26 protein-coding genes and 1 pseudogene are annotated in these 25,889 nt (G+C 72.4%); 16 read left to right on the top strand and 11 right to left on the bottom strand.

Annotated elements, in window-relative coordinates:
• Window positions 1–6 precede the first annotated feature (6 nt).
• Window positions 7–1,521 carry an IucA/IucC family protein gene (locus ACWGJ5_RS25860; RefSeq protein ID WP_453312047.1) on the bottom strand — a complete coding sequence of 505 codons (1,515 nt, stop codon included), beginning with the start codon at window positions 1,519–1,521 and terminating at the stop codon, window positions 7–9.
• Between the two features lie 85 nt (window positions 1,522–1,606).
• Here ACWGJ5_RS25860 and ACWGJ5_RS25855 point away from each other — a divergent pair, with 85 nt between their 5' ends.
• From ACWGJ5_RS25855 to ACWGJ5_RS25845, 3 genes are read left to right on the top strand one after another with little or no spacing between them, the layout of a single operon-like run.
• The gene (locus tag ACWGJ5_RS25855; protein ID WP_453312046.1) at window positions 1,607–3,121 is read left to right on the top strand and encodes an IucA/IucC family protein; all 1,515 of its coding nucleotides are present in this window, start codon (window positions 1,607–1,609) and stop codon (window positions 3,119–3,121) included.
• 9 nt (window positions 3,122–3,130) lie between these two features.
• Window positions 3,131–4,393: a VWA domain-containing protein gene (locus tag ACWGJ5_RS25850; RefSeq protein ID WP_453312045.1), complete on the top strand. Its 1,263-nt coding sequence runs from the start codon at window positions 3,131–3,133 to the stop codon at window positions 4,391–4,393.
• Window positions 4,393–5,193: a hypothetical protein gene (locus tag ACWGJ5_RS25845; RefSeq protein WP_453312044.1), complete on the top strand. Its 801-nt coding sequence runs from the start codon at window positions 4,393–4,395 to the stop codon at window positions 5,191–5,193. Before ACWGJ5_RS25850 ends, ACWGJ5_RS25845 begins: the two co-directional genes overlap by 1 nt.
• A 39-nt stretch (window positions 5,194–5,232) precedes the next feature.
• Here ACWGJ5_RS25845 and ACWGJ5_RS25840 read toward each other — a convergent pair whose 3' ends face one another.
• Window positions 5,233–5,871, bottom strand: a complete 639-nt coding sequence (locus ACWGJ5_RS25840; protein ID WP_453312043.1) for a winged helix-turn-helix transcriptional regulator — start codon at window positions 5,869–5,871, stop codon at window positions 5,233–5,235.
• A gap of 81 nt (window positions 5,872–5,952) precedes the next feature.
• Between ACWGJ5_RS25840 and ACWGJ5_RS25835 the strand changes: the two genes are divergently transcribed.
• The 8 genes from ACWGJ5_RS25835 to ACWGJ5_RS25800 all read left to right on the top strand — a co-directional run bounded on the left by ACWGJ5_RS25835 (window position 5,953) and on the right by ACWGJ5_RS25800 (window position 13,767).
• Window positions 5,953–7,161: a pyridoxal phosphate-dependent aminotransferase gene (locus tag ACWGJ5_RS25835; RefSeq protein ID WP_453312042.1), complete on the top strand. Its 1,209-nt coding sequence runs from the start codon at window positions 5,953–5,955 to the stop codon at window positions 7,159–7,161.
• A 142-nt stretch (window positions 7,162–7,303) separates the two neighbouring features.
• Window positions 7,304–9,196 (top strand): trypsin-like serine peptidase, encoded by a 1,893-nt coding sequence (locus ACWGJ5_RS25830; RefSeq protein ID WP_453312041.1) that lies wholly within the window; start codon window positions 7,304–7,306, stop codon window positions 9,194–9,196.
• A gap of 380 nt (window positions 9,197–9,576) precedes the next feature.
• A complete protein-coding gene (locus ACWGJ5_RS25825) occupies window positions 9,577–10,737 on the top strand; it encodes a serine hydrolase domain-containing protein (RefSeq protein ID WP_453312040.1) in 1,161 nt (386 codons plus the stop codon).
• A 35-nt stretch (window positions 10,738–10,772) separates the two neighbouring features.
• Window positions 10,773–11,372 carry a histidine phosphatase family protein gene (locus ACWGJ5_RS25820; RefSeq protein WP_453312039.1) on the top strand — a complete coding sequence of 200 codons (600 nt, stop codon included), beginning with the start codon at window positions 10,773–10,775 and terminating at the stop codon, window positions 11,370–11,372.
• 129 nt (window positions 11,373–11,501) lie between these two features.
• Window positions 11,502–12,131: a hypothetical protein gene (locus ACWGJ5_RS25815; RefSeq protein WP_453312038.1), complete on the top strand. Its 630-nt coding sequence runs from the start codon at window positions 11,502–11,504 to the stop codon at window positions 12,129–12,131.
• A 52-nt stretch (window positions 12,132–12,183) separates the two neighbouring features.
• Window positions 12,184–12,606 carry an acyl-CoA thioesterase gene (locus tag ACWGJ5_RS25810; RefSeq protein WP_453312037.1) on the top strand — a complete coding sequence of 141 codons (423 nt, stop codon included), beginning with the start codon at window positions 12,184–12,186 and terminating at the stop codon, window positions 12,604–12,606.
• A 71-nt stretch (window positions 12,607–12,677) separates the two neighbouring features.
• A complete protein-coding gene (locus tag ACWGJ5_RS25805) occupies window positions 12,678–13,103 on the top strand; it encodes a hypothetical protein (RefSeq protein ID WP_453312036.1) in 426 nt (141 codons plus the stop codon).
• Window positions 13,104–13,152: 49 nt separating this feature from the next.
• On the top strand, window positions 13,153–13,767 hold the full coding sequence (locus ACWGJ5_RS25800) for a 3'-5' exonuclease (RefSeq protein ID WP_453312035.1): 615 nt from the start codon (window positions 13,153–13,155) through the stop codon (window positions 13,765–13,767).
• Here the strand turns inward: ACWGJ5_RS25800 and ACWGJ5_RS25795 are convergent.
• From ACWGJ5_RS25795 to ACWGJ5_RS25755, 9 genes and pseudogenes are all read right to left on the bottom strand, one after another.
• Window positions 13,721–14,341: a TMEM175 family protein gene (locus ACWGJ5_RS25795; protein WP_453312034.1), complete on the bottom strand. Its 621-nt coding sequence runs from the start codon at window positions 14,339–14,341 to the stop codon at window positions 13,721–13,723. The genes ACWGJ5_RS25800 and ACWGJ5_RS25795 overlap by 47 nt on opposite strands.
• Window positions 14,342–14,413: 72 nt before the next feature.
• Complete coding sequence (locus ACWGJ5_RS25790) at window positions 14,414–15,781, bottom strand: nucleobase:cation symporter-2 family protein (protein WP_453312033.1); 1,368 nt, start codon at window positions 15,779–15,781, stop codon at window positions 14,414–14,416.
• A 748-nt stretch (window positions 15,782–16,529) separates the two neighbouring features.
• On the bottom strand, window positions 16,530–17,915 hold the full coding sequence (locus ACWGJ5_RS25785; protein ID WP_453312032.1) for an 8-oxoguanine deaminase: 1,386 nt from the start codon (window positions 17,913–17,915) through the stop codon (window positions 16,530–16,532).
• Window positions 17,916–17,983: 68 nt separating this feature from the next.
• A pseudogene (locus tag ACWGJ5_RS25780) lies at window positions 17,984–18,220 on the bottom strand (purine permease); the annotation flags it as partial.
• A gap of 130 nt (window positions 18,221–18,350) precedes the next feature.
• Window positions 18,351–19,274 carry a factor-independent urate hydroxylase gene (pucL, locus tag ACWGJ5_RS25775; RefSeq protein WP_453312031.1) on the bottom strand — a complete coding sequence of 308 codons (924 nt, stop codon included), beginning with the start codon at window positions 19,272–19,274 and terminating at the stop codon, window positions 18,351–18,353.
• Window positions 19,275–19,279: 5 nt separating this feature from the next.
• On the bottom strand, window positions 19,280–19,672 hold the full coding sequence (uraH, locus tag ACWGJ5_RS25770) for a hydroxyisourate hydrolase (protein WP_228616095.1): 393 nt from the start codon (window positions 19,670–19,672) through the stop codon (window positions 19,280–19,282).
• A gap of 4 nt (window positions 19,673–19,676) precedes the next feature.
• Complete coding sequence (gene uraD, locus ACWGJ5_RS25765) at window positions 19,677–20,189, bottom strand: 2-oxo-4-hydroxy-4-carboxy-5-ureidoimidazoline decarboxylase (RefSeq protein ID WP_453312030.1); 513 nt, start codon at window positions 20,187–20,189, stop codon at window positions 19,677–19,679.
• Window positions 20,190–20,316: 127 nt separating this feature from the next.
• Window positions 20,317–20,685: a helix-turn-helix domain-containing protein gene (locus tag ACWGJ5_RS25760; RefSeq protein ID WP_228616099.1), complete on the bottom strand. Its 369-nt coding sequence runs from the start codon at window positions 20,683–20,685 to the stop codon at window positions 20,317–20,319.
• Window positions 20,682–20,930 carry a hypothetical protein gene (locus ACWGJ5_RS25755; protein ID WP_453312029.1) on the bottom strand — a complete coding sequence of 83 codons (249 nt, stop codon included), beginning with the start codon at window positions 20,928–20,930 and terminating at the stop codon, window positions 20,682–20,684. The genes ACWGJ5_RS25760 and ACWGJ5_RS25755 overlap by 4 nt, the downstream gene beginning before the upstream one ends.
• A gap of 165 nt (window positions 20,931–21,095) precedes the next feature.
• Between ACWGJ5_RS25755 and ACWGJ5_RS25750 the strand changes: the two genes are divergently transcribed.
• From ACWGJ5_RS25750 to ACWGJ5_RS25730, 5 genes are all read left to right on the top strand, one after another.
• On the top strand, window positions 21,096–22,181 hold the full coding sequence (locus tag ACWGJ5_RS25750; protein ID WP_453312028.1) for a lytic transglycosylase domain-containing protein: 1,086 nt from the start codon (window positions 21,096–21,098) through the stop codon (window positions 22,179–22,181).
• A gap of 53 nt (window positions 22,182–22,234) precedes the next feature.
• The gene (locus ACWGJ5_RS25745) at window positions 22,235–23,251 is read left to right on the top strand and encodes a sigma-70 family RNA polymerase sigma factor (RefSeq protein WP_453312027.1); all 1,017 of its coding nucleotides are present in this window, start codon (window positions 22,235–22,237) and stop codon (window positions 23,249–23,251) included.
• 110 nt (window positions 23,252–23,361) lie between these two features.
• Window positions 23,362–24,291 carry an ABC transporter ATP-binding protein gene (locus tag ACWGJ5_RS25740; protein ID WP_453312026.1) on the top strand — a complete coding sequence of 310 codons (930 nt, stop codon included), beginning with the start codon at window positions 23,362–23,364 and terminating at the stop codon, window positions 24,289–24,291.
• A complete protein-coding gene (locus ACWGJ5_RS25735; RefSeq protein ID WP_365719800.1) occupies window positions 24,288–25,058 on the top strand; it encodes an MlaE family ABC transporter permease in 771 nt (256 codons plus the stop codon). Before ACWGJ5_RS25740 ends, ACWGJ5_RS25735 begins: the two co-directional genes overlap by 4 nt.
• A gap of 3 nt (window positions 25,059–25,061) precedes the next feature.
• Entirely contained in the window at window positions 25,062–25,886 is an 825-nt protein-coding gene (locus tag ACWGJ5_RS25730; protein WP_453312025.1) for an MlaE family ABC transporter permease, read from the top strand.
• Window positions 25,887–25,889: the final 3 nt, after the last annotated feature.

The following is a 25,889-nucleotide window of genomic DNA, read 5'->3' as shown; positions in this document are numbered from 1 at the left end:
CACGGCTCAGCCGCCCGCCAGGGGGTTCGGCAGGGGCAGGTAGCGGGCGTCCGCGCCGTCCGCGCCGGTCCAGCGCAGCAGCAGGTTGGTCTTGCCGGGCAGCGTGGGCGAGGTGAGCAGGGCGGGGACCTCTGGCAGGTCGTGCCGGGCGAGTTCGCGGCGGACGGCGGGCCAGGGGTCGAGTCCGGGATGGTGTTCGGCGAGGGCGGCGGCGATCTCGGTGAGGTGGTTGACGACCAGGCAGTACACCAGCCGCTCCCAGCCCGCCGCCCGGGTCACGTCCGGCAGCAGCTTGGCCCCCTCGGCGTCCCGGTACAGCACCTGGACGGGCGTGCCGGCCGTGTCCACGGCGACGAGGGTGTTCTGCAGGTGGGCCTCCAGGACGACCCCGTGGTCGTCGAACGCCGTGAGGGCGGGCGGTACGACCTGGCGCAGATAGGCCTCCCACCAGGCCGCCGGGTCTGGTGCAGAGGTCAGCGGACTGCCGTCGAAGCCCTCGGCGAGGCCGGCGGCGAGCAGCGGGGTGGCGCCCGGCAGCAGGTGGCCGCGCAGTCCGTCGCGGACGAGGACGGCGAGCTCCTCGAAGGCGAAGGCGGCCGTGCGGTAGCCGCGGTCGCTCAGCCAGGCCGCGGTCGGACCCATCGCCGCGAGGGCGTGCCGGGCGGCCGTGTCGGTACGGCGCAGTCTGCGCAGGTCGTGTCGCCACAGGCGGCGGATGTCGTTCGTGATGCGGACGTCCAGGCTGAACTTCAGGAACAGGTCGCGCCGGGGCTCGTACACCGTGCGGATCGCCGCCGTCGGCCAGGTGTCGAAGGCGGTCGTGCCGAGGCGCAGCAGACGGCCGTCGGCGAAGGCCTCCGCCAGCTCGCGGCCCACCAGGTCCAGCTGCCAGGGGTGGGCCGGCAGCAGCCGGTAGCCGGGCGGCGCCGAGCCGAGCGCGTCCAGGGCGCGGGTGTCGCCCTCCTCGGCCACCTGGTCCTCGCGGACGCCGAGCAGCACCAGCGGGAAGCGGGCATGCGCCTCGGGGGCGTACGGCAGCCAGGAGGCGACCGGGCCGCCGCCGCGCGCCTTGGGCGCCGGGTGGTACGGGTGGCCGCCGATCAGGGACTGCTCGGACCGCAGATACGGGTCGGCGGGCGCCGTCGCCCCGGCGCGGGCGGTGAGCAGGGCCGCGACCGCGTCCCTGCTGTCGACCATCTCGGCGGGCAGGTCGCCGCCGGGCAGCCCGGTGTGCCGGCGCAGCTCCTCGGCGACCAGTTTGACCAGCTCGGAGTGGCCGACGCGGTGCCAGGTCCCGGCCGCGCACACCTCGGGATCGGCGGGGCGCCGGCCGGCCCGCACGCGCAGCAGCCGCCCGCTCGGCACCCGGTGGACCCGCAGGTCACCCGGGCTCGCCAGCGGCTCGGCCACCTCGCGCAGCAGGCAGTTCAGCAGGGGCGCGGCCGCGTAGGCGTCGGCACGGCCGCCGACGGCTCCGGTGGAGGGTGCTCCGGAGGAGGGTGAGGAGTCCACGCGATCCATTCGTTTCGTCCGGGGTGGTCGCGATCAGTATGTCTGTCGTCGCCGACAATCGTCCTCCGTGCGCCGTGTACCCGAGGAGCCGACCGTGCACCGTCCCCCCGTCGCCGAGGCCCAGGTCGCCGAGGAGCTGGCCGCCGTCCGGCCCGGGCTGCTGCCCCGGTACTCGGCGGAGCTGCCGGGAGCCCGCGCCGCGGTGCTGACCCGTCTGTGGCGGGCGCTGGCCCATGAGCCGCTGCCGTGGGTCGCGGGCCGGGTGCGCGGCGCGCACAGCCTGGCGCTGCGGATCGCCGACGGCCGCACGCTGCACGGGCCGCACGCGGACCCGTACGCCACGAGCGCCTACGTCACCGGCGTCCGCCTGGACCGGGAGCGGCATGTGGATCCGGCCGCGCTGATGACCGCCCTCGGGGTGCCCCACGGCGCCGCGTTCGCGGCCGAACTGGCCCACAGCGTCGCGTCGTTGGCGCTGTCGCGGGCCGACGCGGATCACCCGAAGGAGTGGCCGGACCGGGACTGGGAGTGGGAGCAGCGGGTGACGGACGGGCACCCGTACCACCCGGGCTGCCGTTCCCGGCCCGGTTTCTCGGTGGCGGACCAGCTGGCGTACGGCCCGGAGCACCGGCCGGTGGTGGAGCTGGGGACGGTACCGGTGCCGGCGGACGGGTGCCTGGTGACGGGCGAGTGGCCGCAGGAGCTGCGGGACGGCGAACGGCTGCTGCTGCCGGTGCACCCGTGGCAAGCGGAGCGCGTCCTGAAGGGACCGTACACGCCCTGGCGCCCGGCCCGCCCGCTGCTCTCCCTGCGCACCCTCGCGCTGCCGGACGGCCCGCATGTGAAGACCGCGCTCAGCGCACGGCTGACGTCGTCGGTGCGGGACATCTCGCCGTACTCGGTCCGGGCGGCCGCGCCCCTGTCCGCCCTCGGCGAGGAACTGGCGGCGCGCACCGAGGGCCTGCTGCACGTCACCCGAACGCTGGGCGCGGTCTCGGCCCACTCCCCCGGCCTGGCCGCGCTGCTGCGGGAGTCGCCCGAGGTGTACGCCGGTCCTGCCGAGCGGGTCGTCCCCGTGGCCGCGCTCGCCACGACCGGCCTGCCCGGCTCCCCCGCCTGGCTGGCGGCGTTCACCCGGCTGGCGCTGACCGTGGGGCTGCGCCTCCTCGAGCTCGGCGTGGCCCTGGAGGCGCACGGCCAGAACCTGCTGGTGATCCTGTCGGCCGACGGCACCCCGCTGCGGCTGGTCTACCGCGATCTGGCCGACATCCGGATCAGCCCGGCCCGACTGACCCGGCACGGCATCACCCCGCCGCCGCTGTCCGGCCGGCTGATCACCGACGACGAAACGGCCCTGCGCCGCAAACTGTTCGGCTCCCTGGTGGCGGGCGCCCTGGCCGGTACGGCGGGTTCGGGCCCGGCGCTGGGCGCGGCCCTGTCGGCCGCCGTCCCCGGCCTGCCGGACACTCCCGGCCTGCGGGCCCTGCGCGAAGGCCCCCTGCCGGCGAAGGCGTTGACCCTGATGCGGCTGTCCCCGCAGACCCCTGGTGACCAGTGGACCTCCCTGCCGAACCCGCTCGTTTTGGAGCACGACCCGTCTGATCAATAGGATCCGGCGATGATCACAAGACAACGGCTGGCGGCGGGCGTCTGTGCTCTGCTCGCCGCCCTGGCGGCCGGGATCGCGTTCCCCGGCGGGGCCGTCGCCGATGAGACGGAACAGGCCGCGCCCAAGGTCGAACTCGTGCTGGACGTCAGCGGTTCGATGCGGGCGCGGGACATCGACGGCGATTCGCGGATGGCCGCGGCGAAGCAGGCGTTCAACGAGGTGCTGGACGCGACTCCGCAGGAGGTCCGGCTCGGCATCCGCACGCTGGGCGCCAACTACCGCGGCAACGACCGCAAGGAGGGCTGCAAGGACACCGCGCAGCTCTACCCCGTCGGCCCGCTGGACCGGACCGACGCGAAGACGGCGGTGGCCACGCTGCAGCCCACCGGCTGGACGCCGATCGGGCCCGCGCTGCTGAAGGCGGCGGACGACCTGAACGGCGGTACCGGCACCCGCCGTATCGTCCTGATCAGCGACGGCGAGGACACCTGCCAGCCGCTCGACCCGTGCGAGGTGGCCCGCGAGATAGCGGCCAAGGGCATCGGCCTGACCATCGACACGCTCGGCCTGGTGCCGGACGCCAAGACCCGCGACCAGCTCAGCTGCATCGCGGACGCGACCGGCGGCACCTACACCGACGTACGGCACAAGCAGGAACTGTCCAGCCGCGTCGGACAGTTGGTGGACCGGGCGGCCGATCCGGTCGTGACGCCGGTGGCCACCGAGGGTGCCGCGCGGTGCGAGGCGGCGCCGACCCTGAAGTCCGGGCTGTTCACGGACCGTGAGGAGTTCGGGCAGCAGCGCTGGTACAAGGTCGACGTCGCCCCGGGCAAGGAGCTGCGCGCCTCGGTGAGCGTGGCCGACGACCGCGCCGTGAACCCGGACTACGGGGTGCTGCTGCGGGCGGTGACCCTGCACGGACGGGAGATCGTGCGCGGCGAGGCCGCGGGCACGGGTCGTACGGACGTCATGTCGACGGGCCTTCGCTACCCGAAGCCGGAGAGCGACGACGACAACGCACCCGCGGAGACGGTGTGTCTGCAGGTCACCAACTCCTTCTCGGCCGCGCCGGGCGTCAAGACCACACCGGGTCTGCCGCTGGAGCTGACCGTGGACGTCGTGGACGGGCCGTCCGGGCACCACGACGTGGCCTCCTTCGGCCTCGGCCGTGGCTGGTGGCTGCTGGGCGCGCTGGTGCTGACCGGCTTCCTGGCGGGTCTGCTGTGGGGCTGGCTGTCGCGCTGGCGGGTCGCGGTCTGGAGGACGAACTGATGCGGATCACACGTGTGCTGGGCGCCGCACTGCTGGCGCTCGGGATCGCGGCCGGTCCGGCCGCGGCCGACTCCTCCCCCTCTCCGAGCGCCTCCGCCGACGGCGCGGCGCCCACCCGGGCGGGCACCTCCTTCCGTACGGCGACGGAGATCCGGCAGGGGCAGCAGGCCACCGCGTCCGGCTCCACCGGTGACTACCTGTACTGGTCGTTCCCCGCGGACACCGGGCAGCGGCCCACCGTCAAGGCGACGGTGAAGCTGCCCGCCGCGCACGGGGCGCAGACCTGGCAGATCGACGTGTACGACGGGCTGCGGCGCCGCCAGGCGTGCCAGTACGGCGCGGCGACCCGCACGGCCGGGCAGGGGGCGTCCTCCGTCGAACTGGCCTGTGTCCTGCGGACCGTGCGCGGCTGGTCGGAGCCCTGGGGCAACGACCCGCTGCCGGGCACGTACTACATCCGGCTGACGGTCGTGGACCTCGGCTCCGCCGACCTGGGCAAGCCGGTCGGCGTCGAGGTCCACGCCGACTCCAAGGACATCGGCGGCACGGCGGCGGTGGACGGCTCGCTGGCCAAGCCGCTGGTTCCCGGCATTGCCGTCAAGTCCGAGCAGGGCGGCGGCGGTTCGAAGCGGGCGGTGCTGTCCAGCTTCGGCTCCGACGACGGCTGGTCCTCCGGGTGGTGGTCCGACCGGTGGGTGTGGACCGCGATCGGGGGTGTGCTCGCGGCTCTCGCCGGTGTCGGGGGGTATGCGCTGACTCGGGGGTCCGGCCGGCCCTCCCGGGTGCCGCCGAACGTGTGACCCGACGTGCTCGAAGGCCCGCCTGCCGGCGGGCCTTCCTCATTTCCGTCCCTGCGTCTCGCGCAGTGCCTTGGCCAGTGTGCCGTCCCCCGTCACCGTCACCCGGCCCGCCCGGACCGCGTCGGTCAGGCTCAGCTCACCCCGGGCGACCGCCTCGCAGGCCGCCGCGTCCATGGTGAGACGGGCGTCGGGCTCGCCCGGTGCCGGCCCGTCGCCGTACACGGTGCCCTCTTCCGCGCCGACCCGCAGATGGAAGTTCCCCTCCTCCAGCCGGACTTCGACCAGGCCCTCCCCTTCCGTTCCCCGCAGCAGCGGCAGGGCGAACCAGTGGGCGCGGACGGCGTCGGTCGGCCGCCGCTCTCCCAGCTCGGCCTCGCCCCACCGCCCGAGTGCCTGGAGCACCGGCAGCAACTCGCGCCCCCGCTCCGTGAGTTCGTACACGTAGGCCGCGCCCGGCGGCGGCAGCTTCCGGCGGGTCGTGAGGCCGTCGCGCTCCATGTCCTTCAGCCGGGAGGCGAGTACGTCCGTACTCACGCCGGGCAGGTCCGCGTGCAGGTCCGTGTAGCGGCGGGGGCCGGCCAGCAGCTCCCGCACGATCAGCAGGGTCCAGCGGTCGCCGACGAGGTCGAGGGCGCGGGCTGCGGAACAGTACTGGTCGTAGCTTCGGCGAGGTGGCATACGCCGCAGTCTAGACAAGATGTTGGACTTTCCAAGCGTCCACTTGGTAAAACCAAGTAACACCAGTTTCCGGAGGGGCGCATGGAGTTCCGGCAGTCGAACAAGCTCAGCGAGGTCTGTTACGAGATCCGCGGCCCGGTGATCGAGCACGCCAACGCGCTGGAGGAGGCGGGGCACAGCGTGTTGCGCCTGAACACCGGCAACCCCGCGGCCTTCGGCTTCGAGGCGCCGGAGGAGATCCTCCAGGACATGATCCGGATGCTGCCGCGGGCGCACGGCTACACCGACTCCCGCGGCATCCTCTCCGCCCGCCGGGCGGTCGCCCAGCGCTACCAGAACCTGGGGCTGGAGGTCGGGGTCGACGACGTCTACCTCGGCAACGGCGTCTCGGAGCTGGTCTCCATGGCCGTACAGGCGCTGATCGAGGACGGCGACGAAATCCTCATCCCGGCGCCGGACTTCCCGCTCTGGACCGCCGTGACCACCCTCGCCGGCGGCAAGGCGGTCCACTACCTGTGCGACGAGCAGGCCGACTGGAACCCCGACCTGGCCGACATGGCATCGAAGATCACGGACCGCACGAAGGCCGTGGTCATCATCAACCCGAACAACCCCACCGGCGCGGTGTATCCGAAGGAGGTCGTCGAGGGCATCCTGGACCTGGCCCGCCGGCACGGCCTGATGGTGTTCGCCGACGAGATCTACGACCAGATCCTGTACGACGACGCCGTCCACCACTCGGCCGCCGCCCTCGCCCCCGACCTGGTCGTGCTCACCTTCTGCGGACTGTCGAAGACCTACCGGGTGGCGGGCTTCCGCTCCGGCTGGCTGGTGGTGACGGGCCCCAAGCAGCACGCGAAGGACTACCTGGAGGGCCTGACCATGCTGGCCTCCATGCGCCTGTGCGCCAACGCGCCCGCCCAGTACGCCATCCAGGCCGCGCTCGGCGGCCGCCAGTCCATCCGCGAACTGACGCTGCCCGGCGGCCGGTTGTACGAACAGCGCAACGTGGCCTGGGAGAGACTGAACGAGATCCCAGGGGTGTCCTGCGTGAAGCCCAAGGGTGCGCTGTACGCGTTCCCGCGCATCGATCCCGAGGTGCACAAGATCCACGACGACGAGAGGTTCGTGCTGGACCTCCTCCTCCGCGAGAAGATCCAGGTCGTGCAGGGCACCGGCTTCAACTGGCCCTCCCCCGACCACTTCCGCATCCTCACCCTGCCGCACGCGGAGGACCTGGAGGCGGCTATCGGCCGTATCGGCCGGTTCCTCGGCGGGTACCGGCAGTAGCTGCGCCGTACCGTGCAGGGCTGCCGGCGCGTCCGGGGCAAGTCGACGGCGGGGTCCGCCTGTCCGGGTTTCGCGAAGATGTGCGAGGATCACGTGTCCCGCCGTCTCCGACGGCGCGGCCGGCCAGGGGAGCCTTCATCGCGTGGTTTCTCCCGGTGCGCTCGACCTGCGCACCGCCGCTCCCCTGATCGGTTCCAGCAGACCAGGGGGAGCGCCGTTGTTCTCGTACAGAAGACCGTCCTCGTCACGCATACGCCGGGTGACCGTCGCCGTGGTGTGCGGCGCCGCCCTCGGCGGTGGGGTTCCGGCCGCGCAGGCCGGGACGGCCGGATCGCCGGCGCCCACCGGCGGGCAGGAGGCCCGGCAGGCCGCACGGTTCTGGACCGCGCAGCGGATGGCGGACGCCAGGCCGCTGGACGGGGGCCGGGCGGCGCCGCGCGGGACCGGGCCGGGGGTCGCGGCAGCGGGACGGCCGCAGGGCACCCTGTTCAAGGGGACCCCGCTGGTCGGCACCTTCTTCGGGTCCGACGGGCCGGGCGGCACCACCTGGCACTGCACCGGCAGCGTCATCGACACCTCCGTACGGAACGTCGTCCTCACCGCGGCCCACTGCGCGCTGAACATGAAGGGCGACTACATCTTCGTCCCGCAGTTCGCCCAGGGCGCCGGCCCCGACCAGCAGCCGTACGGCATCTTCCACATCCAGCACGTCTACACCGACCCCCGGTACGCGCCCGACAAGGGCTCGGCGACCACCAAGGGGCCCTCGTCCGACCTGGACACCGCGTTCGCGCGGGTCTCCGCCAACCAGAAGGGCCAGAGCCTCGAGGACGCGGTGGGCGGCGGACTGACCTTCACCCGGCCCAGCGGCTACACGCACAACAACGTGACCGTCGTCGGCTACCCCTCGTACCAGCACAACAGCACGGGGCAGGCCGTCAAGTGCACCGTGCCGACGACACAGCTCCCCGGCTACCGGCAGATGGCCATGACGTGCGGCGGCTACTACGGCGGCACGTCCGGCAGCCCGTGGATCACCGACTACCAGGACGGCGCCCGCACCGGACACGTCATCGGCAACCTCGGCGGCTACAACGGCGGCGGCAACGACGCGAACGTCGACTACATCAGCTACGCCCCGGCGTTCGGCGCCGACGCCGCGAACCTCCTCGCGGACGCGGTGGCCGGCCAGGACCCGCCCTCCGGTCTGCCGCCCTACCAGGGCCTGCAGTTGCCCGGCGGCGCGGCCCGCTGGCAGAAGGCCACGCTGATGGCCTCCGCCGACTACACCGGCGACCACCTCGGCGATCTGCTCGTCGTCTGGTCCGACGGCGGGGTCACCCTGTATCCCGGTGACGGCCAGGGCGCGTTCGGGACCGAGAAGCGGCTGCTGAAGGCCAACTCCACGTGGACGCAAGCCCGCAGCATCACCGGCGGGACGTTCGGCGGCACCCGGCCGGGCCTGCTGGTGCGCTGGTCCGACGGCGAGGTCACCCTGTACCCGGCGCTCGGCACCTCGGGGGTGGGCCGTGAGGTCCAGATGGCGAAGCCCAACTCCGACTGGAAGAACGTCGTACAGCTCACCGCCGGGCAGTTCCACGGGGCGAAGGGCGCGACCGATCTGCTGGCGCGCCGGTCCGACGGCAGCCTGCTGCTGTACACGGGCATCCGCTCCGGCTCCTTCGGCTCCCCCAAGCGGCTCCTCGGGGCGAACGGCACCTGGACCAAGGCCGCGCTGCTGACCGGCGGCGCCCTCGAGGGCACGGCCGGCGCGGATCTGCTCGTGCGCTGGTCCGACGGCTCGCTCGACAGCTGCACCGGCGTCTCGGCCGCCGGGCTCGGCACCCGGTCCCGGCTGGTCGGCCCGAACGGCACGTGGCAGCACGCCCAGGTCATGACCACCGGCGACCTCACCTCCGACCACACCGGCAACGACCTTCTCGTGCGCTGGTCCGACGGCGAGACCTCGCTGTACGCCGAAACCGGCGCCAAGGCCCTCGGCGCCGAGAACACGCTGGTCCGGCCGGGCACCTGACCGACGCGACGACACCTCAGCGGGAACGGCGCGCGCGACGACCCGGCCGGCCACCGGCCTCGCCGTAGTCATCGCCGGCCCTGCCCCGACGGCCTGCGGCACGCCGACCACCACCACCGCCGAAGGCCCGGCTGACCGCCGTCGGCAAGGGCCCGGGAGGCTGTGTGTTCGACGGCCGCCCTTCGCTGCCGCCGTCGTACCGGTCACGGACACACACCGGAAGGCCACCGCGATCGGCGCCTGCGGGGAGACCGTGTCGGCGGCGTCGCCGAGTGCGCGTGGCAGGGGGACTGACCGGCCGCGCGACCTTCGGGGAATGCCCGGCGGTCACCGGCTGTTGACGATCCCCGTCGCTGATCACCTGACAGGGGGACGCCCGCATGACGGTCGACGTGCACGGCTCGGTGGCCGAGGGCTTCGAGGGCGTACGCGAGGAGTTCGCGGCGGTGCTCGCCGAGGAACGGGACGATCCGGGCGCCCAGCTCGTGGTGTACCGGCAAGGTCGCCGCGTGGTGGACCTGTGGGGCGGCGACGGCATCGACGGGGACTCGCTGACCACCCTGTACTCCATCGCCAAGGGAGCCGCACACCTCGTCGTCGCACTCCTGGTGCAGGACGGGGTGCTCGACCTCGACCGTGAAGTCGCCGCCCACTGGCCGGAGTTCGGCGCCCACGGCAAGGACCGGCTGACGCTGGGCGAGCTGCTGGAGCACCGGGCCGGGCTCGTGGGCGACGCCGAACAGGCCTTCACCGTCGAGGAGTTGGCCGACGACCGGATCACCGCCGCCCGGCTGGCGGGACGCGAGCCGCTGTGGGCACCCGGTACCGCCTGGGGCTACCACGCCTTCGTCATCGGCGCCCTCACCGGCGAGGTGGTGCGCCGGGTGACCGGCCGGTCGATCCAGGAACTGTACGAGGAGCGGATCCGGACGCCGTACGGGCTCGACTACCACCTGGGCCTGCCCGCGGAAGCCGAACCGCGCTGGGTGGACGTGCAGCCGCTGGTGCCGACACCGGAGGAGGCGGCGCTGCTGAAGGAGCGGGCGGCGGCTGCGGACAGCATCCGGGGCATCGCCTTCAACGCACACGCCTCGGAACCGATCGACCTGGTGGCCTTCGGCAATCACCCCCGGGTGAAGGCGCTCGGACCGGCGTCCTCGGGCGGGGTGGGCAACGCGCGCGGGGTCGCCGGGATGTACGCGGCCGCCGTCAGCACGGTGGACGGCCGGCCGCCGCTGCTCTCGCCCGCGACCGCGGCCGGGTTCGCCGCGCTGCGCACCCCGGGCGGCCCCGACCTGGTCACCGAAGGGCAGGACCATTTCGCGCGCGGCTTCGAGTACCTCCCCGCGCTCTTCCCGTGCCTGCCCGCCGGCACCTTCGGGCACTCCGGCGCGACCGGCTCGCTCGGCTTCGCCGAGCCGGCGAGCGGCATCGGGTACGCCTACACCCGGCGCCGGTTCTCCTTCCCCTCCGGGAAGGGCGCGTCCCCGGAGAACGGCCGTCTGGCCGAGTCCGTCCTGCGGGCGGCCGCCTCCCTGTGACACCGTGCTGACAGACGAGCGGGAAGGGCGCTGACGTGGGTGACCTCTTTCTCGTCCGGCACGGCGAGACCGGGTGGTCGCGGTCCGGACGGCACACCGGCTGGACCGACGTACCCCTCACCGAGCACGGGCGGGAGGAGGCACGCCGGCTGCTGCCGCTGATCCGCTCGCACCGGATCGGGGCCGCGTTCGTCAGCCCCCTGCAGCGGGCCCGGGAGACCGCCGAGCTGATCGGCGTCCCGGAGGCCCGGGTCGACGCCGACCTGCACGAATGGGACTACGGCGGGTACGAGGGCGTGACCACCGTGGAGATCCAGCGGAGCCGGCCGGGCTGGTTCCTGTTCACGGACGGGGTCGCGCCGGGGCCGCCGGAGCATCCGGGCGAGAGCCCGGAGCAGGTCGGCGAGCGCGCCGACCGGATGCTGGGCAAGGTCGACGCCGCCCTGGCCAACACCGAGGGCGTCGTCGTCCTGATCGCCCACGGCCATTTCCTGCGCGTCCTCACCGCCCGCCGCCTCGGCCTCCCGCCCCAGCACGGCGCGCTGTTCCAGCTGGCTACGGGAACGCTGTGCCGGCTGGGCACGGAACACGGGCGGCCGGTGGTGGCGGGGTGGAACATCCGGCCGCGGGAGTAGGCCCCGAAGACCCCGGACACGGGGCCCGCTGCGGGCGGCGGCCGCGTTGTCAGTCCCGGGTCGTACTCTGCGAAACGGGCCGTGTGACGGGCGGGCCCGGGCAGGGGACGGGACCGGAAGGAGTGCGCTGTGAGCCGACCGCCGACCGCCGCGCAGCGGCGGGTGATCGAGGCCGCCGACCCGGTGACCGGGCGGCTGCGCGGTACGGAGGCGCAGCTGGCGGCGCTGGTGAAGCGGGGGCTGGCCTTCCGGCATCCGCGGCCGCCGCACGAGCACTTTCTCACCCCGGCGGGACATCGGATACGCGAGGCGGTGCCCGAGGCGACGGAGGAGTCGGAGAAGCCCGCCCCGGACGCGGGGGTGTTCGCGGCGCGGGTCGGCGGCGAGGAGGAGCCGCCGGCGGACGGTCCGGCGCGGCTGCGTGAGGTGCACGGCGCCTGGCAGGGGCTGCTGGAGTTGCGCCGGATGACCAACACCGACGGCGCGGTGGACCGGCCGTGCGGCTGGGAGCGCGCGCATCTGGTGCGGGCTGCGGCGCTGGCCCTGGAGGCGGCCGGGCACCATCCGGCGAGCGGGGGCGCGGACGGCTACCGGGTGCGGGCGACCCCGCAGCCGGAGGCGGTCGCCGTGTACGCGGCGGACACGGACAGCCTGACGGCCTGTGCGGCCACGCTGGAGGGCGCGGGCTGGCAGGCCGGCGAGTACACCGAGCCGCGCACGAGGGTGCGCTATCTGTTGGCCTCGCCGCGCCGGGTGTGAGCGGCGTGCCAAGATCGATCGACCGGATATTCGAATGCGAGAAGGGCAAGCAGTGGCCGAACCGTTTTCCGTCCGTGTGACCGTCCGCGGCTACGAGACCGACACCCAGGGACACCTGAACCAGTCCGTATACCTCAACTACGCGGAACACGCCCGCTGGTCGCTGCTCCAGGCGGCCGGCATCAGCCAGGCCCGGCTGGTGGGCCAAGGTGTGGGCCCGGTGGCGCTGGAGACGACGATCCGCTTCCTGCGCGAGCTGCTCGCCGGCGACGAGGTCGATGTGACCTGTCAGTTCGAGTGGGGCGGCGGCAGGACCTTCCGGATCGTGCAGGAGATACGCAAGACCGACGGCACCCTGGCGGCCGAGGTCAGCGGGGTGGGCGGCCTGCTGGACCTGAAGGAGCGCAAGCTGGTCGCCGACCCGCGGGAGGTGTTCAAGGAACTGACGACGGACCTCGCCCTGTTCGGCCTGTAGCACCCCGCGGGCCTACGCACCGAGCAGCTCCGGGCCGGTGCCCGGCGTCGTGGGCCGCCCGCACCCCGGCGATGCACGTCCGGTTCCGCCCGGTCGGTCAACCGCTGCTGGGTGTCGCTCAGGACGAGCTGCCGGGCGGTGCGGCGTGCCGACTCGCGCGCGAGTTGCGCCGGCGGGAGCCTCGGGAGGCGCTGCCACGGCTCGCCGAGGTGCAGCCCGGGCTGCTGTCCGACGCCGCGGACCTGGCCCGGACGGCGCTGCTGCGGGCCGGCGTGGCGGCGTTGTCGGTACGGCTGGACCGGGCGCCCGCGCAGGTCCGGGACGTCGCCCCGGAACTGGTCGTCAGCGAACGTCAGTTGCGGAACCTGTTCGCCGAGGGCGTCGGGGTACCCCAGGCGATACGGCCGTATCGACCGCGTCCGTACGGTCGTCCAGGTCGTACTTCACCGGACGGCGTGCCCGCGGTCACGACCTGCCAGGCGGGCCCGCGCGCCTGAGCCGAATCCGGATGCGGGGCACCGCGCGTCGCTGCCATGCTGCGGACCCATGCCCGCACGACGCATCAAGCCCAGCCGCTGCATCTCCGTCGACATCGAGGCCGACGGGCCGATCCCGGGGCCGTACTCCATGCTGAGCATCGGCGCGGCCGTGGCCGGCACGCAGGACGCCTGCGGCTTCACCCCGGCGGACCCGGAACGGCAGACCTTCTACCGCGAACTGCGGCCGGTCTCCGGCGGCTTCGTCCAGGAGGCGCTGGCGGTCAGCGGCCTGGACCGGGACCGGCTGGCCGCAGAGGGTGCCGAACCGGCCGTCGCGCTGGCCGAGTTCAGCGCCTGGGTGCGGGAGGTGAGTGCGGGCGCGCAGCCGGTGATGTGCGGCTGTCCGGCCTCGTACGACTGGACGTTCCTGTACTGGTATCTGAGCAGGTTCACCGGAGAGAGCCCCTTCGGGCACTCCGGCTGCCTGGACATGAAGACGCTCTACGCCGCCAAGGCCGGGCTGCCGCTGCGGGCGGTGGCCAAGGGCACGATGCCCCGGCACCTCCTCTCCCGGCGCCGGCACACGCATCACGCCCTGGACGACGCGATCGAGCAGGCGGAGCTGCTGGCGAACCTCATGGCGTGGCCCGGTCCCGGCGGAGTGGCACCGGCACCTGATTGAAGCCGTAGTAGAGGGCGAGCAGGCCGTGCGCGGCCAGGGTGAGCGGGGCCGAGACGAAGGCCAGGCCCACCGTGACCGGGTAGCCGAGGGAGCCCAGGGCGAAGCGGGCCCGGGTCGCCCGGGCCGCCGCGGTGTCCACGCGCGCGTCGAAGAGGTGGCCGGTGCGGGTGAGGTGCCACCACAGGGCCTGGAAGGTGAGGGCCATGGCGACCATGACCAGGCTGTAGACCGCGGCCGCCGCGTGCGAGGCGGCGTCCTCGCGCAGGTACTCGGCGAGCATGGCGGTCGGCCAGGGCACAATGGCCACGACCATCAGCACCAGCAGGTTCAGGAACATCAGCTGCCGGTCGACGCGGGCGACATAGCTGAACAGCTGGTGATGGTTGACCCACATGATGCCGATGACCAGGAAGCTGACCACATAGGCGGCGTACGACGGCCACTGCGCGCCGATCGCGTGCCACAGGCCCCCGTGGTCACCGGTCCCAGGCACCTTGATGTCCAGGACGAGCAGGGTGATGGCGATGGCGAACACCCCGTCGCTGAAGGCCTCGACACGGCCGGACTCGTTCATGGCCCAAGACTGCCGTACGCGCCCGTGCGGGGCACGGCGATCGCCGTGCCCCGCGCGAGAGTTCAGCGGTGTTCAGTGGGCGGGCGTGAGTTCCTGCCCCGCCTCCATCGGGTGCGTGACGTCCTCGGCCTCCGTGCCCTTGCCTATGTGGTTGAAGAGGAGGTTGAGGACGACGGCCGCGACACAGCCGGTGGAGATGCCGGAGTCCAGGACGATCCTCGCGGTGTCGGGGAAGCCGTGGTAGAAGTCCGGCACGGTGATCGGGATGATGCCGACCGCGAGGGAGACGGCGACGATCAGGACGTTGTTGTCCTTCTCCAGGCCGGCCCGGACCAGGGTCTGGATGCCGCTCGCGGCGACCGACCCGAACAGGACGACACCGGCGCCGCCGAGGACCGGGCGGGGGACGACCGCGATGAGGGAGGCGGCCATCGGGCACAGGCCCATCAGGACGAGGAAGCCGCCGCCGACGGCGACGACGAAGCGGCTGCGGATCCTCGTCATGGCGACGAGGCCGATGTTCTGGGCGAAGGCGCTGCACATGAAGCCGTTGAACAGCGGGCTGAGAGCGGAGCCCAGGGTGTCGGCGCGCAGGCCGGCCGCGATGACCTTCTCGTCCGCGGGGCGTTCGACGATCTCGCCGAGCGCCAGCATGTCGGCGGTGGACTCCGTCATGGAGACGACCATCACCACGCACATCGACAGGATCGCCGCGAGGTGGAAGGTGGGGGCGCCGAAGTGGAAGGGGGTCGGGAAGCCGACGACGGCGGAGTGCGCGACGGGGCTGAAGTCGGTGACGCCGAAGGGGATCGCGATGAGCGTGCCGATGACCAGGCCGAGCAGGACCGCGATCTGCTTGACGAAACCGCGGGTGAAACGGCGCAGCAGCAGGACGATCAGGAGGGTGACGGCGGCCAGGGTGAGGTTGGTGGTCGAGCCGTAGTCGTGCGCGGCGGGGTTCGGTCCCTGGGCCCAGCCGAACGCGACCGGGAGCAGGGAGACGCCGATCAGGGTGATGACCGAGCCGGTCACGACGGGCGGGAAGAAGCGGATCGCCCTGCTGAAGAACGGGGCCGCTATGAAGCCGAGCAGGCCGGCGACGATGACCGCGCCGAAGATCATCGGCAGGGCGTCGGACTTGTCCTCGGCGGACGCCACGATCGCCGTCATGGGGGCGACGCCGGCGAAGGTCACGCCGTTGACGAAGGGCAGGCGGGCGCCGATCTTCCAGAAGCCGAGGGTCTGCAGGAAGGTGGCGAGCCCGGCGGTGAACAGGCAGGCTCCGGTGAGGAAGGTGAGGTCTTTGCCGGACAGGCCTACGGCCGCGCCGACGATCAGGGGTGGGGCGACGACTCCCGCGTACATGGCGGCCACGTGCTGCAGGCCACTGGTCGCCATTTTGAGGGCGGGGAGTTTCTCGTCAACAGGGTGGGCGGCCACGGCGGCTCCTCCGGTCGGGTGACACGTCGCCGTCGACGTGGGTCGACGTGGGTTTCATGGAGGTGGTGCGTGTGGTCGTGCGGGACCGGGACGGGGTGCTGCTTGAGCGGGCCGAGCGGTGACCGTTCCGGGGCGCGTGCGTGCACACGCGCCCCGGAGACGGCTGCCGTGGACCCCGCTCGGGTCCACGGACCCCGGCCGGGAGCCGTCCCTCCCGACCGGAGCGTTCCGGCACACCGCCCGTACGGGGCAACCTGCCGAGACCTCCGGCGAACGCCCGCACAGAGCGCCCGCCGCGTCTTCCGGCACACCGCCCGTACGGGGCGACCTGCCGAGTCTCCTGACGAGTCACCCGCGAGGGGCGACCGCCAAGCCTCCTGGCGCGCCACCCGCGAGAGGCGACCGCCAAGTCCTCCGACAGACCGGCCACATCAGCCAACCTGCCGAAACCTCCGGCGACCGCCCACGCGGGGCGACCGCCAAGTCCTCCGACAGACCGGCCGCATGGTCCGGCCTGCCCGGTGCTCCGGCGGCCGGCCCTTGCAGGTCGAGCGCCGGGGCTTCTGGCAAGCCGGCCGCGGGGCCGGTTGCCGAGCTCTTCGGCGAGCCGCCCGTACGGGGCGACCACCAGGTTTGCCGGCGGGCCGCCGGCTGCGGTCGCCAGAGTTTCGGCGTACCCCGCGGCTTCGCCGAAGTGTCCGGTGGGCCGGGCGTAGGCTGGGCCGGCCCACCGGCGTGTGGGTGGGGATCAGGCCTGGGCGCTGATCCGGGCGAGGCGCTGGGCCTCCTCGCGGGTGGTGCGGGCGATGGCGTCCTCGTCGACGGTGGTCAGGCGGCCGTTCTCCACGATCTGCTCGCCGTTGACGAAGGACGCGGTGACCGGGGCCGCCGCGCCGAAGACCAGCGCGATCACCGGGTCGGCGATGGAGGCGTGGGCGAGGGTGTCCATCCTCCACAGCACCACGTCGGCCAGCTTGCCCGGCTCCAGCGAGCCGATCTGGTCGGCCCGGCCGAGGACCTGCGCGCCGCCGTAGGTGCCGAGCCGCAACGCCTGACGGGCGTTCAGCGCGGCCTCGCGGTGGGCGCCGAGGCGGTTGATCAGCAGGGCGTTGCGCAGCTCGGTGTGGAGTTCGCCGGACTCGTTGGACGCGGTGCCGTCGACGCCGAGGCCGACCGGGACGCCGGACTTCAGCATGTCGGGGACGCGGGCGATGCCGGCCGCGAGGCGGGCGTTGGAGGACGGGCAGTGGGCCACACCGGTCTTGGTCCGGGCGAACGCGGCGATGTCGGAGTCGTTCATGTGGACGCAGTGCGCCATCCACACGTCCTCGCCGAGCCACCCGGTGGACTCGAAGTAGTCGGTCGGACCCATGCCGAACAGCTCGTGGCAGAACTTCTCCTCCTCCATGGTCTCCGAGCCGTGGGTGTGCAGCCGTACGCCCAGTCGGCGCGCCAACTCGGCGCCCTGCTTGAGGAGTTCGGTCGACACCGAGAACGGGGAGCAGGGGGCCACGGCCACCTGGGTCATCGCGTCGAAGGAGGCGTCGTGATGCTTCCTCACCGTCTCCTCGGTCGCCGCGAGGGCGCCCTCCAGCGTCTCCACGGCGAAGTCCGGCGGCAGGCCGCCGTCCTTCTCGCTGCGGTCCATCGAGCCGCGGGCCAGCGTGAAGCGGACGCCCATCTCGGCGGCGGCCCGGATGATCGAGCCGGACAGGTCGCCGGAGCCGTGCGGGAAGACGTAGTGGTGGTCCATGGCGGTGGTGACACCGCCGCGGGCCATCATGGCGAGGGAACCCTGCGCGGCCGCGTACGTCATCTGCTCGTCGATGCGCGCCCAGGTGGGGTAGAGCGCGACGAGCCAGTTGAACAGGTTGTGGTCGGTGGCCAGGCCCCGGCTGATCCACTGGTAGAAGTGGTGGTGGGTGTTGACCAGACCGGGCGTGGCCAGATGGCCGCTCGCGTCGATCCGGCGCACTACGTTCTCAAGGCCTTCGGGGGCCTGGCCCGCGCCGACTGCCTCGATGCGGTTGCCGGCGAGGACGAGGTGTCCGGAGGCGTACTCGGTGTCGCCCGCGTCCACGGTCGCGATCGCGCAGTTCTCGATGACAATACGCTGGGCTGCCGATGATGCCATCGTGCTTCCTTGTCTTTCAGTGGCGGTCCGTGGAGGGGGAGTGTCCACGGGGAGGGCACGGCAGGACCCTAGGAGGATTTGAGTGCCGGAGCGGGGCCGCCGCTCCGGGTGCCGAGATGGTGGAAGAACAAATTGGGCAGGACCGCGGCGAGCGCGCCGGCGCTGATGCCGGAGTCGAGCACGGTCCGCGCCCAGGCCGGGAAGCCGGCGCAGAAGGCCGGTGCGGCCGGCGTGATGATGCCGGCGCCGAGCGCCACGGCGACCGGGATGATGGTGGAGCTGTCGGCCGGGCCCGCCTCGGGCAGCTCCTCGGTGTGCGCCGGCGGGGTGGAACAAGGGATGTGGGCCGACCCCTTCGCAGGCTGTGCCATGGTGTTCCCTCCGGTGTGGCGTGCCCCCGGCCCGGTGGGCGGGTCCGGGGACACGCGTCCCGCGTCAGAGGTTGGTGAGGTCCACCGGGATCTGCGGCTCACAGCCGTCCCGGAGAATCGTCGCCTCGATCAGGCCGTAGGGCCGGTCGGCGGCGAAGTAGACCTCGTTGTCGTTCTTGAGCCCGAAGGGCTCCAGATCGACCAGGAAGTGGTGCTTGTTCGGGAGCGAGAAGCGGACCTCGTCGATCTCGCTGCGGTTGTTGATGATGCGCGCGCCCATCTGGTACAGCGTCTGCTGCAGGGAGAGGGAGTAGGTCTCGGCGAAGGCCTGGAGCATGTGCTTCTTGACCTGCTCGTAGGACTTCTCCCAGTTGGGCATCTTCTGCTCGTCGTCGGTCCAGTTGAACCGCCAGCGACCGGAGACCTGGGTCGCCAGGATGCGGTCGTACGCCTCCTGCAGGGTGGTGTACTTGTCCTTGACGTAACCCCAGAACTCCGAGTTCGTCGAGTTCATCACGACCAGGTCCTTCAGGCCGGAGACGACCTCCCACTTCTCGCCGTCGTAGGTGACCTGGGTGACGCGGGTCTCCTGGCCCTTGCGGACGAAGGAGTGCTTGACCTCGTCCGCGCCGATGAACTTGGAGTTGGCGTCGGAGGTCTCGATCCGCTCCCAGGCGTACTCCTCGATCCGGATCCGGGCGCGGTGGATCGGTTCCTGCGTGGTGACGAAGTGGCGGGCGAGGTGGATGCCGAACTGCTCGGCGGACTCGATGCCGTGTTCCTTGGCCTTCGCGTACACCGTGTTCTTGGTGGTGTCGGTCGGCAGTACGTTGGCGTTGGAGCCGGAGTAGTGGACCTCTTCCATGTCGCCGCTCAGCGCGACGGAGACGTTGAGGTCCTTGATGTGGTGGGTGGCGCCGTCCCGCGTGATCTTTACGACTCGGTTCTCGGCCTTGCCGTACTGGTTCTGTCCCAGGATCGTGGGCATTTCTGCTAGCTCCCTCGGTAAACGGAGTAGCCGAACGGGTTGAGCAGCAGCGGTACGTGGTAGTGCTCCCCGGGCTTCACGGCGAAGGTGATCGCCACCTCGGGGAAGAACACGGCACCGCTGTCCCGATTCGCGGGGGCGTCCTGCTGCGCATCGGCTTGCTTTTTCTCGAAATACGGTTCGACGGCGAAGTCGAGCCGTACGTGGGTGGTGCCCTCCGGCAGTGCCGGCAGGTCCTTGCACCGGCCGTCGGCGTCGGTCGCGCTGCCGCCGAGTGCCTGCCAGTTCGCGTCCCGGCCACTACGGGCGGCGAGCTGGACGGCGACGCCCTCGGCGGGGCGGCCGATCGAGGTGTCCAGGATGTGGGTGGACACGGAGGCGGTGGTGCTGGTGCTCATGGTGTCAGGCGTCCTCTTCGACGAGTCGGGCCAGTCGGATGCGGTTGATCTTGCCCAGCTCGGTGCGGACGATCTCCCTCTCCTGCTCCGGCGAGTTCCCGATCCGCTCCTTGACCGCGTCGCGCATCTGCTCGCCGGTCCGGCCGGTGGCGCAGATCAGGAACACATGGCCGAACTTCTCCTGGTAGGCGAGGTTGAGTTCGAGCATCTCGGCCTTGAGTTCCTCGGCGGCGCCGGCCATGCCGGCCTGCTCCCGTGCGGAGGTCGGGTCCCCGGGCCTGGGACGCCCGATCGGCGGATGCCCGGCCATCGCCTCCGCCAGGTCCGCGGTGCCGAGCTCGGCCATGGCGGCGTCACTGGCGGCGTAGAGCGCCTCGGGGGTGGCGTAGGGGCGGACGGCGAGCAGTCGCCGGGCCCACTCGGTGGAGGCGCACGCCTCGTGGAGGGCGGCGAGGGCCTCGCGCTCCTCCAGGTCGTTGAACCGGGCCAGGCCCGGGGGCGTGGAAGTCGAAGTCACGGGAGCCTCCGTGGCCGGATTCGGCCTTCGTGCTGAACGGGCTGCGAACAGCTAACGCCCTCCGAAACACGACGTCAACACTTTGTTGAAAATTCGGCCGCAACGCTACGGATCCCGTGGCGCCGGCTCAGGCACCCTTCTCCCGGTTGAGGTAGTTGTAGACGGTGAAGCGGCTCACCCCGAGCGCGCCGGCCACGGTTTCCACGCCGTGCCGCACGGCGAAGGCGCCGCGTGCCTCCAGTATCCGGACGACCTCCTGTTTCGCCTTGCGGTCCAGGTCGGCCAGCGGGCGGCCCTCCCGGCGCTCCATGGCGGCCAGGATGTGGTCGAGGGAGTCCGCGAGCTGGGGCAGGCGTACGGCGACGACGTCGACGCCCTCCCAGGCGAGGACGACGTCCTCGGGGCCGGCCTCGTCGGGCGGGATCATCTCCCCGCCCATGGCGTCGACCAGCGGTTTCACAGCCGTGATGAAGGGCTCGTCGCCGGTGCCGGTCATTCCCCCGCTCCGATCACGTTGACCTGCAGCGAGATCCGGGTGGCACCGGCTTCCAGGGACCTGCGCAGCAGCGCGTCCACGGCGGCCAGCACCGCGCCGGCGCCGCCCTCCGCCGTGTTGCCGAACGGACCGACGTCCACCGCGTCCAGCTCCGCGGCCTCGATCACCTCGCGGGCCGCCAGCGCATGCGCGGGCGCCTCGTCCAGGTCGAAGGGCTCGGTCGTGAACTCCACTCTCAATCGCACGGGCTCAACCTAGCGCGCGGCATCGTTCTTCCGGCAGTCCCTCCGAGTCCTCCAGTTGCCCCCCCCCGGCTCCCACTCCTCCCACTCCTTCCCACTCCGTGCGACGGACCGGCCGTCCGGCCGCGTAGAGCGGACGACGGGTCCATGCAGGGAGGGGACGGGACAATGACAGCGCGTGAGCTCAAAGGAGCGTTGCGGGGTGCCAGGGGTTCGGCGATCACGGCGGCGGCGATGGCCGCGCTGACCGCGTCGCAGGCGCCGGGGGCGGCCCCGGCGCAGGCCACGGAGCCCGCGCGGCAGACGGCACCCGCCGCCGAGCAGGGACCGAGCGTGTCCGGTGACGCGCCCTACCGCACCGGTCTGCCCCCGCTGCGCACCCCTGGGCGGGCCTCGGCCCAAGTCGTGACGGGCGGCGCCCTGCCCGCGACGGTGTTCGCCGCGTACCGGCGTGCCGAGGAGGAGCTGGCGCGCACCGCGCCCGGCTGCCGGCTGCGCTGGCAGCTGCTGGCCGCGATCGGCCAGGTGGAGTCCGGACAGGCACGGGGCGGCCGGGTGACCCCGGACGGTACGACCGTGACGCCCATCCTCGGTCCCCGGCTGACCGGCGGCGCCTTCGCCGTCGTGGCGGACACCGACGGCGGCGCCTACGACGGGGACGCGGTGTACGACCGCGCGGTCGGCCCGATGCAGTTCATCCCGTCGACCTGGGCCCGCTGGGGCGCGGACGGCAACGGCGACGGGCGCGCGGACCCGGACAACGTCTACGACGCCGCTCTCGCCGCCGGCCGCTACCTGTGCGCGGCCGGCCGGGACCTGTCGAACCCCGCCGACCTGGACCGGGCGATCCTCGGCTACAACCACTCGGACGCCTATCTGCGCACGGTCAGGGCCTGGTACGCGTACTACCTGACGGGACACCGGGTGGTGCCGGACGCGCCCGCCGAGTCCGGGGACCGGCCGAAGCCGTCCCGCCCGAAGGCCCCGAAACCCTCGCCGAAGCCGTCGGACGACCGGAGGCCGGGCCGCCCGGGCCCTTCGCGCACGCCGTCGGCACCACCCGCCTCGCCCTCCCCCGCCCCGTCTCCCACTACCGCCGCCCCCGAGGAACCCGGGACGCCGCAGGTCCCCGTCCCCGAGCCGACCCTCACCCTGCCCGGCGGCGTGCTGCCCGATGCCGGGCCGCTGACCTCTGGCAACAGCTGGAACACGATGGGCGTCGACCCCTCCACAACCGCGGATACCCGGCGGTAATGTCGCCACCCGCCGGGAGCACCGGACCGGCGGGTGAGCGCGAAGGGGCCCTCATGGCGACGGAAATGCCTGCGGACACAGCGGCCGCCGACGAGCGCTGGCAGCACATGTGGAGCCATCGTGAGCAGTTGCTCAAGGTGGCCCGGCGCCGCTCGATGAGCCTTGAGGACGCCGAGGACGCCGTGCACGAGGCGATGCTGCGCGCTGCGGAGCGCCCGGACCTCGACGACGAGCGGCTCGGCGCCTGGCTGACGACGGTGACCATGCGGTTGTGCGTCGACCGGTACCGGCAGGTCAACCGCGAGGCCGAGGTGGGCAGCCGACCCACGCTCGTCGCGCCGGGGCCGGTGCCGGTCGAGGAGGTGGTGTGCGACCGGGCCGAGGCGAAGTGGCTCGCCGTGCGCAGCGGGGAGCTGCCCGCCCGGCAGGCGGAGGCGCTGCGACTGAAGTCCGAGGACCTCGACGTGAGCCAGGTCGCGGTGCGGATGGGCCTCAGCTACCGGACCGTCGAGTCGCTGCTCGCCCGCGCCCGGCGGACGCTGCGCGCCTCGCTGGCCGGCACGCTCGGGCTCGCCCTGTTCCTGGTCGGGCGCGGGCGGCTGCGCGGGGGCGGCAAGGCCCAGGCGGTCGCGGTCACCTCGACGGCGGCGACCCTGGCGGTCGCGGGATTCGTGCTGCCGTACGCGCTCCACGCGGGCGGAGACGGCGGCGGTCCCGTGCCGCGGCCGGCCGTGTCCAGCGGGGCGCGGGTGGCCGACAGCAGCGACAGCACCGACAGCACCGGGCAGGCGCGCGCTCCCAGGACGCACAGGCCGTCGGCGGCCCCGACTCGGGCAACGACCCGACCGCCCTCCGGCGGACCCGCCGTACCGCTCGCCGTGCCGCCCCTGCCGGAGGTCTCCTCACCTTCGCTTCCGGAGCTGCCGACGGAGTCCGCGGTGCCGTCGGTGCCGCCGCTCCCCACGGCGCCGTCCCTCCCCTCCGTTTCCCTCCCCGTTCCCACGCCGAGCGTGCCTTCCGTGAAGCTGCCGGCGCGCGCCACGCTGCCGCAGCAGGTCAAGCTGCCGTAGCACGCCGTAAACGCGTCCGAAAAAAAACTTCCCGGTCGCCGCGACGGACGCCCCGCCCCGCCCCGTAGAGCAGATGTCGCAGCTGCTCCACGGGCGAAGGGTGGAACCGGATGGGTGTCGAGATCTGTGTGGAAGGGCTGACCAAGTCCTTCGGTCACCAGGTCATCTGGGAGGACGTCTCGCTGACGCTGCCCGCCGGGGAGGTCTCGGTACTGCTCGGCCCCTCGGGGACGGGCAAGTCGGTGTTCCTCAAGACGCTCGTCGGGCTGCTGAAGCCGGAGCGGGGCTCGGTGAAGGTCGCGGGCCGGGACGTCACCCGCCTGCGCGAACGCGACCTGTACGAGGTGCGGAAGCTGTTCGGTGTGCTGTTCCAGGACGGCGCACTGTTCGGCTCGATGGACCTGTACGACAACATCGCCTTCCCGCTGCGCGAGCACACCCGCAAGTCCGAGAGCGAGATCAAGCGCATCGTCCTCGAGAAGATGGAGATGGTCGGGCTGCTCGGCGCCGAGGGAAAGCTGCCCGGCGAGATCTCCGGCGGTATGCGCAAGCGGGCCGGGCTCGCCCGCGCCCTGGTCCTCGACCCGGAGATCATCCTGTTCGACGAGCCGGACTCGGGCCTGGACCCGGTGCGCGTGGCGTATCTCAACCAGCTCATCGTCGACCTCAACGCACAGATCGACGCGACCTTCCTGATCGTCACCCACGACATCGCCTCCGCCCGGCAGGTGCCCGACAACATCGGGCTGCTGTTCCGGCGCGAGCTGGTGATGTTCGGACCCCGCGAGCGGCTGCTGGCCAGTGACGAGCCGGTCGTACGGCAGTTCCTGAACGGCCGGATGCAGGGGCCGATCGGCATGGCGGAGGAGAAGGACGCGGCCCTGGTCGAGCAGGAGCTGGCCCAGATCGACGAGGGCGGCTCGGCCGAGGACCCGACCCCCCGCCTGCTGCCGAGCCCGGGCATCACCCGCCCGCCCCGCTGGGAGGCGATCGCGAGACGGGAGGCCGAGCTGCACGGGACGGGGGTGACGGGCGGATGAGCCTCTCCCCGACGGGTGCGCTCAGGCACTCCGGCAACCTGTTCGCGATGGCGCTGGACGTCGTCCGCGCTCTGCCCCGACGACCTTTCCAGGCACGGGAGTTCATCCAGCAGGCGTGGTTCGTGGCGAGCGTGACGATCCTGCCGACGGCTCTGGTCTCGATCCCCTTCGGGGCGGTCATCGCGCTGCAGATCGGCAGCCTGACCAGGCAGCTGGGCGCGCAGTCGTTCTCCGGTGCCGCGTCCGTGCTCGCGGTGCTGCGCGAGGCCTCGCCGATCGTCACCGCGCTGCTGATCGCGGGCGCGGGCGGTACGGCGATCTGCGCGGACCTGGGGGCGCGCAAGATCCGGGACGAGATCGACGCCATGCAGGTGCTCGGCATCGACCCGATCCACCGGCTCGTCGTGCCGCGTGTGCTCGCGTCGATGGTCGTGGCCGTGCTCCTCAACGGCCTCGTCTCGGTCGTCGGCGTCGCGGGCGGCTATTTCTTCAACGTCATCCTCCAGCACGGCACACCCGGCGCCTACCTGGCGTCCTTCACCACCCTCGCCCAGCTGTCCGACCTGTGGGCGGCCGAGATCAAGGCTCTGGTGTTCGGGGCCATCGCGGCGATCGTCGCCTCGTACAAGGGACTGACGGCGAAGGGCGGGCCGAAGGGCGTCGGCGATGCCGTCAACCAGTCCGTGGTGATCACCTTCATGTTGCTGTTCGTGACCAACTTCGTGATGACCGCCGTGTACTTCCAGGTCGTCCCGCAGAGGGGTTAGCCGATGAGACCGCGAAAAGTCCTCGAGCGCCCCTTGCGCTCCCTCGAAGAGCTCGGCACCCAACTGTCCTTCTACGGCCGCTCGCTCGCGTGGACCGGCCGCACCCTGCGCCGCTACAAGAAGGAGATCCTGCGGCTGCTCGCCGAGGTCAGCTTCGGGCGCGGTGCGCTCGCCGTCGTCGGCGGCACGGTCGGCGTGATCGCCTTCCTGTCCTTCTTCACCGGTACCGAGGTCGGCCTCCAGGGCTACGCGGCCCTGAACCAGCTCGGGACCTCCAACTTCGTGGCGTTCCTGTCGGCGTACTTCAACACCCGGGAGATCGCCCCGCTGGTGGCCGGACTCGCCCTGTCCGCGACGGTCGGCGCCGGGTTCACCGCGCAGCTCGGTGCGATGCGGATCAGCGAGGAGACCGACGCGCTGGAGGTGATGGGCGTCCCGTCGGTGCCGTTCCTGGTGACGACCCGCATGATCGCCGGCTTCGTCGCGGTGATCCCGCTGTACGTGATCGGGCTGCTGTCCTCGTATCTCGCCGCCCGCACCATCACCACCGGCTACTACGGGCAGTCGACCGGCACCTACGACCACTACTTCCAGCAGTACCTGCCGCCGGTGGACGTCCTGTGGTCCTTCGGCAAGGTGATCGTCTTCGCGGTGCTGATCATCCTCGTGCACTGCTACTACGGCTACCACGCGAGCGGCGGCCCGGCGGGCGTCGGCGTCGCGGTGGGCCGGGCGGTGCGTACGTCCATCGTCGCCATCAACGTCCTGGACTTCTTCCTGAGCCTCGCGATCTGGGGCGCCAACACGACCGTACGGATCTCGGGGTGAGGC

The sequence above is a fragment of the Streptomyces sp. NPDC054783 genome (assembly GCF_053611725.1).
Note: the sequence above shows the minus strand (reverse complement) of the source record. Positions and strands in the feature narration are given on the sequence as shown.

Bases quoted from the DNA above. Each gene is read 5' to 3' on its own strand.
- ACWGJ5_RS25730 (WP_453312025.1), top strand. From the start codon at position 25,062: ATGAGACCGCGAAAAGTCCTCGAGCGCCCCTTGCGCTCCCTCGAAGAG.
- ACWGJ5_RS25845 (WP_453312044.1), top strand. From the start codon at position 4,393: ATGCGGATCACACGTGTGCTGGGCGCCGCACTGCTGGCGCTCGGGATC.
- ACWGJ5_RS25850 (WP_453312045.1), top strand. From the start codon at position 3,131: ATGATCACAAGACAACGGCTGGCGGCGGGCGTCTGTGCTCTGCTCGCC.
- uraH (WP_228616095.1), bottom strand. From the start codon at position 19,672: ATGAGCACCAGCACCACCGCCTCCGTGTCCACCCACATCCTGGACACC.
- ACWGJ5_RS25860 (WP_453312047.1), bottom strand. From the start codon at position 1,521: ATGGATCGCGTGGACTCCTCACCCTCCTCCGGAGCACCCTCCACCGGA.
- ACWGJ5_RS25805 (WP_453312036.1), top strand. From the start codon at position 12,678: ATGCACGTCCGGTTCCGCCCGGTCGGTCAACCGCTGCTGGGTGTCGCT.
- ACWGJ5_RS25795 (WP_453312034.1), bottom strand. From the start codon at position 14,341: ATGAACGAGTCCGGCCGTGTCGAGGCCTTCAGCGACGGGGTGTTCGCC.
- ACWGJ5_RS25750 (WP_453312028.1), top strand. From the start codon at position 21,096: ATGACAGCGCGTGAGCTCAAAGGAGCGTTGCGGGGTGCCAGGGGTTCG.
- pucL (WP_453312031.1), bottom strand. From the start codon at position 19,274: ATGCCCACGATCCTGGGACAGAACCAGTACGGCAAGGCCGAGAACCGA.
- ACWGJ5_RS25800 (WP_453312035.1), top strand. From the start codon at position 13,153: ATGCCCGCACGACGCATCAAGCCCAGCCGCTGCATCTCCGTCGACATC.
- ACWGJ5_RS25840 (WP_453312043.1), bottom strand. From the start codon at position 5,871: ATGCCACCTCGCCGAAGCTACGACCAGTACTGTTCCGCAGCCCGCGCC.
- ACWGJ5_RS25785 (WP_453312032.1), bottom strand. From the start codon at position 17,915: ATGGCATCATCGGCAGCCCAGCGTATTGTCATCGAGAACTGCGCGATC.
- ACWGJ5_RS25825 (WP_453312040.1), top strand. From the start codon at position 9,577: ATGACGGTCGACGTGCACGGCTCGGTGGCCGAGGGCTTCGAGGGCGTA.
- ACWGJ5_RS25740 (WP_453312026.1), top strand. From the start codon at position 23,362: ATGGGTGTCGAGATCTGTGTGGAAGGGCTGACCAAGTCCTTCGGTCAC.
- ACWGJ5_RS25835 (WP_453312042.1), top strand. From the start codon at position 5,953: ATGGAGTTCCGGCAGTCGAACAAGCTCAGCGAGGTCTGTTACGAGATC.
- ACWGJ5_RS25760 (WP_228616099.1), bottom strand. From the start codon at position 20,685: ATGACCGGCACCGGCGACGAGCCCTTCATCACGGCTGTGAAACCGCTG.
- ACWGJ5_RS25745 (WP_453312027.1), top strand. From the start codon at position 22,235: ATGGCGACGGAAATGCCTGCGGACACAGCGGCCGCCGACGAGCGCTGG.
- ACWGJ5_RS25735 (WP_365719800.1), top strand. From the start codon at position 24,288: ATGAGCCTCTCCCCGACGGGTGCGCTCAGGCACTCCGGCAACCTGTTC.